16 protein-coding genes are annotated in these 12,113 nt (G+C 51.3%); 5 read left to right on the top strand and 11 right to left on the bottom strand.

Annotated features, from left to right (window positions below):
* Positions 1 to 149 precede the first annotated feature (149 nt).
* The 5 genes from ffh (at position 150) to rplS (ending at position 3,742) form a co-directional block, all read left to right on the top strand.
* Positions 150 to 1,511, top strand: coding sequence for a signal recognition particle protein (ffh, locus tag J1784_RS04215; RefSeq protein ID WP_112286849.1), 1,362 nt, complete (start codon positions 150 to 152; stop codon positions 1,509 to 1,511).
* Between the two features lie 178 nt (positions 1,512 to 1,689).
* Positions 1,690 to 1,938: a 30S ribosomal protein S16 gene (rpsP, locus tag J1784_RS04210; protein ID WP_056772785.1), complete on the top strand. Its 249-nt coding sequence runs from the start codon at positions 1,690 to 1,692 to the stop codon at positions 1,936 to 1,938.
* Positions 1,939 to 1,956: 18 nt separating this feature from the next.
* Positions 1,957 to 2,505, top strand: coding sequence for a ribosome maturation factor RimM (gene rimM / locus J1784_RS04205; protein ID WP_013574036.1), 549 nt, complete (start codon positions 1,957 to 1,959; stop codon positions 2,503 to 2,505).
* A 67-nt stretch (positions 2,506 to 2,572) separates the two neighbouring features.
* Complete coding sequence (trmD, locus tag J1784_RS04200; RefSeq protein ID WP_217148159.1) at positions 2,573 to 3,346, top strand: tRNA (guanosine(37)-N1)-methyltransferase TrmD; 774 nt, start codon at positions 2,573 to 2,575, stop codon at positions 3,344 to 3,346.
* A 48-nt stretch (positions 3,347 to 3,394) separates the two neighbouring features.
* Positions 3,395 to 3,742: a 50S ribosomal protein L19 gene (rplS, locus tag J1784_RS04195; RefSeq protein ID WP_095923499.1), complete on the top strand. Its 348-nt coding sequence runs from the start codon at positions 3,395 to 3,397 to the stop codon at positions 3,740 to 3,742.
* Positions 3,743 to 3,845: 103 nt separating this feature from the next.
* Here rplS and J1784_RS04190 read toward each other — a convergent pair whose 3' ends face one another.
* The 11 genes from J1784_RS04190 to J1784_RS04140 all read right to left on the bottom strand — a co-directional run bounded on the left by J1784_RS04190 (position 3,846) and on the right by J1784_RS04140 (position 12,113).
* Positions 3,846 to 4,025, bottom strand: a complete 180-nt coding sequence (locus tag J1784_RS04190; protein WP_217148158.1) for an ogr/Delta-like zinc finger family protein — start codon at positions 4,023 to 4,025, stop codon at positions 3,846 to 3,848.
* 71 nt (positions 4,026 to 4,096) lie between these two features.
* Positions 4,097 to 5,170: a contractile injection system protein, VgrG/Pvc8 family gene (locus J1784_RS04185; protein ID WP_217148157.1), complete on the bottom strand. Its 1,074-nt coding sequence runs from the start codon at positions 5,168 to 5,170 to the stop codon at positions 4,097 to 4,099.
* 2 nt (positions 5,171 to 5,172) lie between these two features.
* The gene (locus J1784_RS04180; RefSeq protein ID WP_217148156.1) at positions 5,173 to 5,643 is read right to left on the bottom strand and encodes a phage tail protein; all 471 of its coding nucleotides are present in this window, start codon (positions 5,641 to 5,643) and stop codon (positions 5,173 to 5,175) included.
* Positions 5,640 to 7,268 (bottom strand): phage tail tape measure protein, encoded by a 1,629-nt coding sequence (locus J1784_RS04175; RefSeq protein WP_217148155.1) that lies wholly within the window; start codon positions 7,266 to 7,268, stop codon positions 5,640 to 5,642. The genes J1784_RS04180 and J1784_RS04175 overlap by 4 nt, the downstream gene beginning before the upstream one ends.
* Positions 7,261 to 7,395 carry a GpE family phage tail protein gene (locus J1784_RS04170; RefSeq protein WP_013574043.1) on the bottom strand — a complete coding sequence of 45 codons (135 nt, stop codon included), beginning with the start codon at positions 7,393 to 7,395 and terminating at the stop codon, positions 7,261 to 7,263. Before J1784_RS04170 ends, J1784_RS04175 begins: the two co-directional genes overlap by 8 nt.
* Before the next feature lie 20 nt (positions 7,396 to 7,415).
* Complete coding sequence (locus tag J1784_RS04165; RefSeq protein ID WP_217148154.1) at positions 7,416 to 7,703, bottom strand: phage tail assembly protein; 288 nt, start codon at positions 7,701 to 7,703, stop codon at positions 7,416 to 7,418.
* Positions 7,704 to 7,762: 59 nt separating this feature from the next.
* On the bottom strand, positions 7,763 to 8,272 hold the full coding sequence (locus J1784_RS04160) for a phage major tail tube protein (protein WP_013574045.1): 510 nt from the start codon (positions 8,270 to 8,272) through the stop codon (positions 7,763 to 7,765).
* A gap of 14 nt (positions 8,273 to 8,286) precedes the next feature.
* A complete protein-coding gene (locus tag J1784_RS04155) occupies positions 8,287 to 9,456 on the bottom strand; it encodes a phage tail sheath protein (RefSeq protein ID WP_217148153.1) in 1,170 nt (389 codons plus the stop codon).
* Positions 9,457 to 9,642: 186 nt separating this feature from the next.
* Positions 9,643 to 10,608: a phage tail protein gene (locus J1784_RS04150; RefSeq protein WP_217148152.1), complete on the bottom strand. Its 966-nt coding sequence runs from the start codon at positions 10,606 to 10,608 to the stop codon at positions 9,643 to 9,645.
* A complete protein-coding gene (locus J1784_RS04145; protein WP_217148151.1) occupies positions 10,598 to 11,212 on the bottom strand; it encodes a phage tail protein I in 615 nt (204 codons plus the stop codon). Before J1784_RS04145 ends, J1784_RS04150 begins: the two co-directional genes overlap by 11 nt.
* Positions 11,205 to 12,113 carry a baseplate assembly protein gene (locus J1784_RS04140; protein WP_217148150.1) on the bottom strand — a complete coding sequence of 303 codons (909 nt, stop codon included), beginning with the start codon at positions 12,111 to 12,113 and terminating at the stop codon, positions 11,205 to 11,207. The genes J1784_RS04145 and J1784_RS04140 overlap by 8 nt, the downstream gene beginning before the upstream one ends.

Below are 12,113 nucleotides of genomic sequence, written 5' to 3'. Positions count from 1 at the left end.
TCGAAAAGTGAATGAGAACCGCAGTATAACGTTACCCGCGTCACGCTCCAACCTATCTGAGATGCCAAAGCAGAGATCGTCCGCGCTTCGTGTTATAATCCCGCAATTACGTCGCGAAAGCGGCCTGTCATAACGTTGAGCAAGAGACGATGTTTGAGAATTTAAGCGATCGATTGTCGCGCACACTGCGCAATATCAGCGGCCGCGGGCGGCTGACCGAAGAAAACATTAAAGAAACATTACGTGAAGTGCGTATGGCGTTACTGGAAGCGGACGTTGCGCTGCCGGTCGTTCGCGACTTCATCAACCGGGTGAAAGAGAGCGCTGTTGGCGTTGAGGTCAATAAGAGCCTTACACCGGGTCAGGAATTCGTCAAAATTGTCCAGAAAGAACTGGAAACCGCGATGGGCGAGGCTAACACCGAGCTTAACTTAGCGGCGCAGCCTCCGGCTGTTGTTCTGATGGCGGGTTTACAAGGTGCCGGTAAAACCACCAGCGTCGGTAAACTGGCGAAATTCCTGAAAGAGAAGAAAAAGAAAAAAGTGCTGGTGGTCTCTGCCGACGTTTATCGCCCTGCGGCGATCAAACAGCTGGAAACCCTGGCGCAGCAAGTTGAAGTGGATTTCTTCGCGTCTGACGCGCAGGAGAAGCCGGTTGATATCGTTACCCGCGCCCTGCAACAGGCCAAACTGAAATTCTACGACGTTCTGATTGTCGATACCGCCGGCCGTTTACACGTCGACGAAGCGATGATGGACGAAATCAAACAGGTTCATGCCGCGATTAATCCGGTTGAAACCCTGTTTGTGGTCGATGCCATGACCGGCCAGGATGCCGCAAATACCGCGAAAGCGTTTAACGAAGCGCTGCCGTTGACCGGTGTTATCCTGACAAAAGTCGACGGTGACGCCCGTGGCGGTGCTGCGCTGTCGATTCGTCACATCACCGGTAAACCGATTAAATTCCTTGGGATGGGTGAAAAAACCGATGCTCTGGAGCCGTTCCATCCGGATCGTATCGCTTCGCGTATTCTGGGTATGGGCGACGTTCTCTCTCTTATCGAAGATATTGAGAGCAAAGTTGACCGTGCGCAGGCCGAAAAGCTGGCCAGCAAACTCAAGAAGGGCGACGGCTTTGACCTGACCGATTTCCTCGAGCAGCTCAAGCAAATGCGTAATATGGGCGGTATGGCGAGTATGATGAGCAAATTGCCGGGTGTCGGTCAGTTGCCGGATAACGTCAAATCCCAGATGGATGACAAAGTGCTGGTGCGTATGGAGGCGATCATCAACTCGATGACGCACAAAGAGCGTGCCAAGCCAGAAATTATTAAAGGTTCCCGTAAACGCCGCATTGCGGTGGGTTCCGGCATGCAGGTGCAGGACGTCAACCGCTTACTGAAGCAGTTCGACGATATGCAGCGCATGATGAAGAAAATGAAGAATGGCGGCATGGCGAAAATGATGCGTGGCATGAAGGGTATGATGCCACCAGGTTTCCCAGGCCGTTAATCGACATCACTGTCTATATATCAGCCACATAGGCGGCTCATGCAAATTGCGGGCTAAGCTATCTACGCTTTAGATTGCTTTTTGCGCCAAAATGAGTAAAATTTTCGGGCTTTTTATATTGCAACCAGACCCCGTTCCCCGATGGGGTCTGGTTGTTTTATTAACTAAAGAGGATGTTATGGTAACAATTCGTTTAGCACGTGGCGGCGCAAAAAAGCGTCCGTTTTATCAAGTAGTAGTGACCGACAGCCGCAACGCTCGTGACGGTCGTTTCATCGAACGCGTAGGTTTCTTCAACCCATTGGCTTCTGGCCAGGCTGAAGCTCTGCGTCTGGACCTGGATCGTGTTGCCCATTGGGTAGATCTGGGTGCAACCGTTTCTGATCGCGTTTCTGCGCTGATCAAAGACGCTAAGAAAGCAGCTTAATCTGTCGCGGTGGTGGCAATGAGCAAGCAATCCAATCCAGTGGTACCCGCTGAGCCGTTAGTACTCGGCAAAATGGGTTCAACATACGGCATTCGTGGTTGGCTCAGAGTGTTTTCATCCACCGAAGACGCTGAAAGCATCTTCGATTACCAGCCCTGGTTTATCCAGCGTGCCGGTAAGTGGCAAGTTGTCGAGCTGGAAGGCTGGAAACGCCACACTCAGGACCTGATTATCAAAGTCAAAGGCGTTGATGATCGGGATGCAGCGAATCTTCTGACCAATTGCGAGATTGTCGTCGATTCAAAGCAACTGCCTCCACTGGAAGACGGTGACTATTACTGGAAAGACCTTTTTGGTTGCCAGGTAGTGACAACTTCCGGTTACGAACTGGGCAAAATCATCGACATGATGGAAACCGGTTCTAACGATGTGATGGTAGTTAAAGCCAACCTGAAAGATGCCTTCGGACTCAAGGAGCGGTTGATTCCGTTCCTCGATGGGCAGGTTATCAAGAAAGTCGATCTCGCTACTCGCACTGTTGAAGTAGATTGGGATCCTGGTTTTTGACCTCCGTAGTGTTTATTCACGTAAACAAGGTCTGGTTGAGCGGTCAAACATTTGGAAGGGGTAGGCTATGTGGATTGGTATAATTAGCCTGTTTCCTGAAATGTTCCGCGCAATTACGGATTACGGGGTAACTGGCCGGGCAGTTAAGAATGGCCTGTTGAGCGTAAATTGCTGGAGTCCTCGTGACTTCGCATACGATCGACATCGTACCGTGGATGAGCGCCCTTACGGCGGTGGTCCCGGAATGCTGATGATGGTGCAACCTTTACGGGAAGCGATTCATGCAGCAAAAGCAGCGGCAGGCGAAGGTGTGAAAGTGATTTATCTTTCACCTCAGGGTCGCAAATTGGATCAAACCGGTGTTTGCGAACTGGCGGCTCATCAGAAAGTTATTCTGGTTTGTGGCCGTTATGAAGGGATTGATGAGCGCATAATCAAAACCGAAATTGATGAAGAATGGTCAATTGGCGATTATGTTCTCAGCGGTGGAGAGTTACCAGCAATGACTCTGATTGATTCAGTATCCCGCTTTATACCGGGTGTTCTGGGTCGTCAGGCTTCAGCAGAAGAAGATTCTTTCGCTGACGGATTGTTGGATTGCCCCCACTATACCCGCCCTGAAGTGTTGGAAGGCATGGAGGTACCGCCAGTTTTACTGTCGGGAAACCACGCTGATATACGTCGCTGGCGCCTGAAACAGTCGCTGGGTCGAACCTGGCTTAGAAGACCTGAACTTCTGGAAAACCTAGCTCTGACTGACGAGCAAGAGGTGTTGCTGAGAGAGTTCCAAAAGGAACATCGGCTCAGTCAACAAAACTATGAAGGGAACGCCAAAGCGTAACGCGAGGCCGTCCCGATATATCAGTTTACCTAGGGTAAGAGACATATTATGAGCAATATCATTAAACAAATCGAACAAGAGCAGATGAAGCAAGACGTACCTGCATTCCGTCCAGGTGATTCCCTGGAAATTAAGGTATGGGTCGTTGAAGGTTCTAAAAAGCGTCTGCAGGCATTCGAGGGCGTGGTTATCGCTATTCGTAACCGCGGTCTGCACTCTGCATTCACTGTTCGCAAAATTTCTAACGGCGAAGGTGTTGAGCGTGTATTCCAGACTCACTCCCCAGTAATCGACAGCATTACTGTTAAACGTCGTGGTGCCGTTCGTAAAGCTAAACTGTACTACCTGCGTGAGCGTACTGGTAAGTCTGCACGTATCAAAGAACGTCTGGGCTAAGGTATCGCTAACGCGACATCTACTAGTTAATATAGAACAAGGGGTTAGCCATCGGCTAACCCCTTTTTTTTGTGTTTTTTTTGGAGCAATGGCGACAAAATAGCTATGCTGCGGCAGGCTGGGTACCCGGTTTTGAGATAACCCGGGCGACTGATTCGTGCGTGGCAAACGTGCAGCTGCATTCGATATTCTGACACTGATGATAACGTTCTTTGGTTGATTCACTCAGATAACGGCTTGAACGTGTATGGGCGACCTTTCCACAAAGCGGGCAATGCATCATAAAAACCTCCGGCATAACAGGTAATCGATAAAGTCATTATGAAACTCGTAACTCGTAAATGCAAGTTGCTATTATGATATTGAAGACTCGTAAGTGACATCTGCAATATATATTTTCAGATTCAATGTCGTCGTAAACCCTTTCTCATTAATCTCATGCACAGCGGAATCAATCACCCAGTGCTGGCTGTCTATAACATCTTTAAATCCCAGCACATTTACCGGTGTTTGCGCACTGAGATCTGCGCGTCCCAGAGCCAGCCGGATGCTGAAAGACGAAGAATCATTCTGGACTTGCTTAAACACCGAGTCTGCCGCGCGCTTTGCTGTCTCCTCATCAGCGAAGATTTTAGTCAGTTGTAAAATGTTATTACCTGAGCCTGCGGTGTAACTCTTTTCTCCTTCACTTTTCAACGCGACATTACTGGTGGTCGCTTTTTTGAGATCATGCCATTGTGCCTTCACGCCGTCGTAAGCCAGCTTATCAGTCAGTTTATAACTGTGATTATCTCCATCACTTCGGACAATTGTTCTCCAGGGGATGGCTTGTCCGGAAGCAGTTCGCCCGGAACCGGCTTTAAAAAACAAGATTGCGCCGTTTTTGACAGTTACCCGGGCGCCATAACTTTGTGCCAGACGGGAGAGAAAGTAGCTATCAGTCTCATTAGTCTGGTCGATATGCGGGATCTTAATGCTTTCAAGCTCCTGCGGGATAACTGGTAGATCCAATTTATTCCGGTTCGAGATGATGCGGACAATGGCTCCCAGCGTGTAATCGTCATACGAATTGCTGAGTCTGGTTGTAAATGAATCCCGGAAATCGGCGCTGCGGGCAGTGACCGCGATGGTGTCTGGTGAACCCGAATAGACCACTGTATCAACAGTGAAATAGCCGCAGTCATACAGTGCCTGTTTTGACCATCCCAGATGCAGATGCAAAACGGTGCCGCGAACGGGCATCTGCAATTGTCTGTCGCTGTCATCGAAGGTTAAATCGAGTTTGTCGGCCTCAAAGCCGCTGTTATCCGTCACTGATAATTTGATGATGCGGTCGGAGATATTCTCTTCCAGTACCTTATTTTTGATCGCCAGTGTAAATACCGGCGCAATTTTTGCGCCGACAGGCAGCTGTAAATTGGTCAGCATGATTAACCTCCCGTCACAAAACTGCTGACGGCAGAACTGGCTTTGTTGTATAACCCTTCGGCCTGAGTGAGCAGGTCGCCGAACATGGCTGCCTGCGATTCATCGACGCGGGTCAGATTGAGCGTGAAGTTGATGCTTCGTGCCTGACCGCTCGAATTAAACTCAGCATTGTCACTGGCGATATTTTTGATGATAAACATGCCGTAAATTGTGCCGCTGCCTTCGATGAGCGGCCATGCTCGACCTGAATCGGCCATGCTTTGTAAAGCCTGTAAGTAGCGCACACCGCCGGTCATTTCAGGCAATAATTGCCCGGTAATTTTTATTGTTTCCTCACCCAGCCCGAGAAATTGCGAAACGGGACGCTGTCCGAAACGCGCGTTCGCGCCCCAGCCATAATTCACCTGACGGGACGTGTTCTGATAGGGCAGCGTGCTTAATTTGAACACGAATAAACCCAGGGACATCATCATGAGTAAACCCCTCCGTTATCGTACTGGCTGAGATGATTGTTGGTATTGTTCCATTTTTGCTGGTTTAACGAATCCTCGATCCAGGTTCTGATCTGGTTATGATCAGTCTCTGGTGTGGCGGTGAAACTTAAGTTCACGGTCGTTGCGCGGTTATCCGTCAGGTTATTCGCCACGGTAGTTTTTGCTGGCTGATACAGGCTCAGCGTGCCGCCTGTGGGCGAAATGCTTTCCACTGGCGGCGAGGGAATATCCTGACTTTCGCCATCGTCATTGCCAAAAATGGCATCCCAACCTTTTTTCGCCCAGCTGAAGACTTCGCCGATTTGGGAGACCGCTTTATTAAGCGTGACGAAAATCGTTGCGATCGCTTCACCGACCTCTTTGCCGATATCGGTGAAGCCGCTCAGGGTATCCTGACTGAATTTTATCGGTTCAAACAAATCGGTAATCCAGCCCAGTGCTGTTCTGAAGGGGGTAAACGCACCCGTTATCGGTCCCATAACTGAAGTAAATCCTTCAATGATTCCCCCAACGAAAGCGCTGATTGGCTCCCAAAGCTTCACTACGGCGATGCCAATCCCGGCAATCAGCGCGATGACAGGCAAAAGCGGAAGTCCGATGGCGGCAAATGCTGTGGCAATAACGCCGCCGGCGCCGGTAAAAATGGTTCCCAGCAGACCGGCTCCTGCCATCAGCATATTGATACCGCTAAGAACCGGCGCAATAGTGATGCCCAGCGTCCCGATCCCGCCGATAATGCTGGTTATACCTAATGCCAGCCCCAGCAGGGAATTGACCAGCACCGGATTATCAGTGATCCAGGTATTGATCGTGCCCAGCCAGCTGGTGGCCGTTTGCGTCAGTTCTCGCAGGGCAACACTTTGCCCGTCGAAAAGATTGATACGCAGAGTGTCCCAGGTGGCAAAAAGCTTAGTAATGTCACCGTCAAGGTTGTCGCCTTTCACGGTCACCGCCATCTGTGCCGCAGGCGTTGCGCCATCCAGTGCTGCCGGTGTTTGTTCCAGAATCTCATCAGCATTCATTCCGTTTTTCGCCAGTGCCTGCTGTTTAGCGACAACTTCTGCTGGTGAATGGCCGGAAGCGGCCATCGACAGACTTTGCTGGCGTAAAGCGGCAACGTGCGGATCGTCATTTTTCAGACCGAGAACCGACTGCACTTCTGCCAGCCCGGCTTCCAGTTTTGCACCCGGTTTAAGGAAGTTTTGCGCCAGCGCCAGCTTCGGTTGTGCAAAGGAGAGGGCAGACGAGCTGATATTTTTTATCTGACTGATTTTTTGTGGGTGGTTTTTATATTGCTGCCCGATTTCCAGCCCTCGTTGTTCCATTTGCATCGGGCGTTGCTGACGCAGCTTTTCTTCCGACTGGCTCGACACCGCTTTTTTCAGGCCGGAAAATGTCTGTGTTTCGGTCTCGCTATCAGGGGCGTACAGTGACTTATCAAGCTGAAGGGAAGCGTCAGTGATGTCTTCTGAGACGACGCTGAAGACAGTTTTACCGGGCAGCATCAGCAGGTTTTTCCTGATCCTGTCGGTTTCGGCCCTGAAGGCGGCCAGATCCTGATTTATTTTTTCGAGAGTATCGGGTAACTGTTCGAGATTACTCATCTGTTTTTACTCCGCTGCGTTGCAGTGCCTTATGTCGCCAGTTCAGCAGATCGGTGAGTGACATGCCGTCCATCTCGGACGGCGGCCAGTGAAATATCACCGCGATATCTGCCATCAGGTCATCCACGGTGAGGCGGGGTGCAATACTTACACCACCGGTTTCGGCGATAAAAAACCAATCACCTTGCCTGCCAGCGCGATCAGATCGGGAAGCTCCAGGCGTGAGCACTCTTCTTTGGTCAGGTTCGGATACGTGATGCGCGGCAAAATGGTGATCAGTGCATCAACATCCGCGTTGGCCAGCGCCGCAAGTCCGATACCGCGCAGGCTGCCGGCAGTCGGTCTGGTGACCTGAATTTCCGTGATTTCCATATCGCCGCGTTTGAGCGGAACATCTAAGATCACAGTGTTATCGTTAATGTCAGTCGGGTTCATGTGTTTTCCTGCTTAAATCGGAAATGAAGCCGGCAATGGCTGCCGGCTTTGGGAGGGGATTACAGGCCGAGCGCGGTACGGTGTTCTGCCAGACGATCAACGCCGTTGACGACCTCAACCATATTGACGGTGTCGATCTCAATCAGTTCTTTGCCGTCGATGGTCAGTTTGAAATACGTACACTGGGTGGTGACTTTGGTTTCAGTATCTTCACCCTGTTTGTACTCGCCGAAATCAAACTCTTTATGACGGCCGCGCATCATCACTTCGACTGCGGAAACATCACCCGTATCGTCGCGTTGCAGCGAACCGGCAAAACGCAACGGAATATCAGACGTGCTGCCCCATTGCTGCAGAACCAGTTCATCCAGACCGCCGATAGACCACTCCAGCGTCAGCGCATCGTCATCAAGGCCAAAGTCCACTGCGACCGAACCGCTCATGCCGCCGCCACGATAATTTTGCAGCTTGCGGGTGAGTTTCGGCAGTGTCAGCGAAGAGACCAGGCCGAGGTAGCTGTTCCCGTCATTAAACAGGTTCAGGTATTTCAATTTCTTAGGAAGTGCCATGAGTCATTGTCTCCTTAGCTGTTAATGGACGCGGCAAAGTTCACCAGGTAAGAGTCGGTGATACGCTGGCGCAGGGTCAGATCTTCCAGTGGAGGAACCGGGGTGTAGTCGTAATCGATATACAACTTACCGGCTTTGAGTGTTTCCGCCGTATTCGCGGTTTCGTCGTACCAGCAGTCGCCGTCGATGATGTAACCCGCTGATTTCATTTCGCGCATTTTGGCTTTAATGCCGTCAATCATGTCGCGAACCAGCGTCGGGGTCATCGGCTTATCGACCGCCCACATATGCGCTTCGGCCATGGTATCCGCCAGAACCTGCGCCGTACGGGTGTAGTTTTCAAACAGGAACAGCGTGTCATCGCTGCATGTGCGGTTGCCCCAGAAGCGGAAACCGTCTTTGCGTACCAGCGTGGTAACACAGGCTTCGTTCAGCAGATCGGCGTCAGTGCCGGTCGCCTGCAAATCCCAGAAGACGCTGGCAGAAAGGCCGGTCACTCCGTTCACGCCGACGTTTGACAGCGTTTTATGCCAGCCGGTGTCCTGGTCGATTTTGGCGCGCAGGCCCAGAGCGCGGGCTGTCGCATAAGCGATATCAGACTGGCTGGTAGTGGTATTCCAGTTAACAAAATCCGGCCAGATCAGCATCAGTTCACGCTGGCTGAAGTTATCGCGGTACTTAATCGCATCGGAAATGGTTTTTGCCCCGTAGACGCCGATATAACCAAAGGCACGCAGCTGCTGGCAAACGCCTGCCAACGCGGTTGCGACCGCCTGATTATCTAGGCCCGGAACGCCGAGAATGCGGGGTTTTACGCCAAGCTCAGCCTGCGCAGAAAGTAGCGCTTTCATGCCGGTGTAACGGCCATTAGCATCAGAACCACCAATGATATTGCTGGTGGTTTCAGCCTCATCTTCGCCGGTGGCAACGCGTACCACGACCGTGACCGGTTTACATTGGTCAGCAATCGCCAGAAGCGCAGCGCGCAACGTCCCGCTTGTGCCGGCTTTACCGCTGGCTGCCAGAACGTCGGTGACCAGAACCGGAGTATTTAAAGGGAAAACGGTCGCATCCGCATCTTCTGCGGTACAAACCATGCCGATAATTGCGGTGGAAACGGTAGAAATAACGCGGGTACCGTCGTTGATTTCGACAACACGTACGCCGTGATGATAATCAGCCATCAGGTTGACTCTCTCTGTTGTGGGTGGTGAAGCAAGGATGCCGGTTCGCAACAGAAAGCGCATTTCATCAGGGGCGTGGGGGCGGTGGCACAACAGCGGGGGGAATCAGATAATAAAAAAGCCCCCGAAGGGGCTGAGGTCAGGAAACTATGTGGATTTAAAAGTTATAGCGGATAATTAATGCGACTATCGACCAATTGCAAAGAATGATGCACCGAGGCCGGGCACTGAAGAGCGTGAAATAAATTTCAGCGGATCGGTATTAAATCCGTTACATGTTATGAACCCTATGGCTCCGCTACCAGGTGTATAGTCCTGACTAACAAATACTCTGAGGCATTGTGAAGGGAACGGGATTGGGAAATATGTAATGGAATCCTGTGCGACCAGAGGCACATTAATGGTTCCCCATTGGATGACAAAACCGCCAGGTAATTTCTGATATCCCGCTGTGTTAAGTGATGATGCAAAAAAACTCATGTCAGGAACTTGAGTACTGCCAGAACCAACAGCTCTTTTAGCTGCTTCCCCTAATCCCAAATTCGCCAAAGCTGTTTTAACAGCATTATCTCCAAGTGCTTTAATCTCTCCTAATGATTTACTGGCCTGTAAATACTGGCTGTGTGGATCCGCCGCCGCTACATGTTTGGCCATCACATCATCCGCATATGCCTTAACCTCAATGACTTTATCATCGACATATTTACGTGTTGCCAGCACTACCGAGGGGTCAATTTTCAGCGTCACGGCCTCAGTACTGTTTACCACTAAAATCATGCGCACGGTTTGCGTTCGACCACTGCCTTCCTGAAGCTGAGGTTTGTAGGTTTCGGGGCAATTGGCGATGGCAATCAGCGTATTGTCCTGATCGAATAAGCCAATCTCGCGGATCCAAAATCCCCCCTGATCTTCGGGAATGATCTGTTCAGCAATGATCTGGTTAGTATTCGCCGGATCAACGCTGAGTGAGTTGAGCGCAGCGCGACGTTTCTCGCCGATCAATTTTGTTTGTGCCGGATCGGGAGTTGGCAATACACCTCCGCCGTCTCCCACTGCCATTTGCGTCAGGCTGAGTTGCGTGCCCAACGCTGTTGCATTGGCCAGTTTTGCTGCACCCAGATTGGTCAGCAACGCATAATATTTAGCTGTCATAATTTACTCTCAGGTTGTCGATTAAATGGATTGCTGAACCGGTAAATGCAGAGCCGGAGGCAGTAATGGTTTCTGGGAAATAGGGGTATACCGTCAGCTCTTCGCCGTCGTATGTCGCTGCGGCGATATAAAAATCACCCGATACATCCAGATTGATAGAAAGACCAATCAGGTGACGACTACAGGGTTTTGCATCAGCAATCAGACGCTCGAGTTCCTGATACATTTCTTCCGTAATGCCTGTTTCCAACACGCCGACATCGAGGCGGAAAGTGCCCGCAACATCGTTGGTCTGCCACCATTCAGTGACGCGAATTAAATATCCCAGCGGTTCAACGACCCTGCGTAATGCACCAATGGTGCCTTTGTGTTTATGAACGAACCAGGCGGCGCGAACCGCAGAACGCTTTGCCGGTTCGGTCCAGTTTTCATCCCAGCGATCGACCGAAAATGCCCAGGCAAGATAAGGGAGTAACTCCAGCGGACAGGATTCAGGATCCCAGAGTTCACGCAGAGGAACAGCGATATTGCCTATTTGTGACAAAGCCTGTGCGGCAGCAATTTCAAGCTGAGTCGAGCCGGAGGGCAAGAGCCGGTCATTCATCCGAGCCTCCTACAGTGAGCGAATAGGCAGTACACAGTGAGGCCTGGGTTTTATCGAGCACGATGTCTGCCAGCGGAGATGACAGCTCAACCCGCTGAACGCCTTCAACATGCAGAGCGGCATAGATTGCAGAGAGCCGGATGTCACGGCCTAACCGGCTTTGCGTGTTGATGTAGGTTTTCAACTGCGCTTCAGAAGCTGCGCGGACAGGCTCAATTTCAGGTGTGGGCAAAACATACAACACGGCATCAATCTGATAAGGCACAATCACAGCCGCCTGTACGGTGACGCGATCGGCAACAGGGCGGACATCTTCATCATTAAGAGCTTTTTCGACGGCAGTGAGTAAATCACCGGAGGCTACGCCGTCGTTGTCACGCGATAAAATAGTGACAGTCACTTCTGCGGGGGACGGGCTGATAGCAGATGCATCCGCGATGCGTCCGTCCGCCGAGCGTGCATGGTATTCGTAAGCACCTGTCGGACCTGCTACGCTTAGCCCTTCGAATGCCTGAGGGATACGTATGCGCAAATCACTATCGGCCTCCAGGATGGCAGCGGTTGGCGGAATTGTGCTGCTATCCGCAGGCCGTAAAACCAGGCGCTGAACATTAAAATTCGCCGCCAGCTGATCTAAATCGCTGCCAGTCGCATACGCCACCATCACGGCGCGGGCGGATTCGTTGACGCGCTGGCGCAGGATAAGTTCGCGGTAAGCGTTCTCCTGCAACAGCTTGACCAGCGGTTCGGATTCCAGCGTCAGAGTCCGGCTGACCGCTTCCTGCTGATCGGCAGGATAGAGCGAAATCAGCGTCGTTTTACGTTCTTCAAGCAGGGTTTCATAATCCAGTTGTTCGACCACATCGGGGGCCGGTAACTGGCTCAAGTCGATCGTTGCCAT

Source organism: Rahnella ecdela (assembly GCF_019049625.1).
Lineage (GTDB): Bacteria > Pseudomonadota > Gammaproteobacteria > Enterobacterales > Enterobacteriaceae > Rahnella > Rahnella ecdela.
The sequence above is the reverse complement of the archived record's forward strand: the minus strand, read 5'-3'. Positions and strand labels throughout refer to the sequence as shown.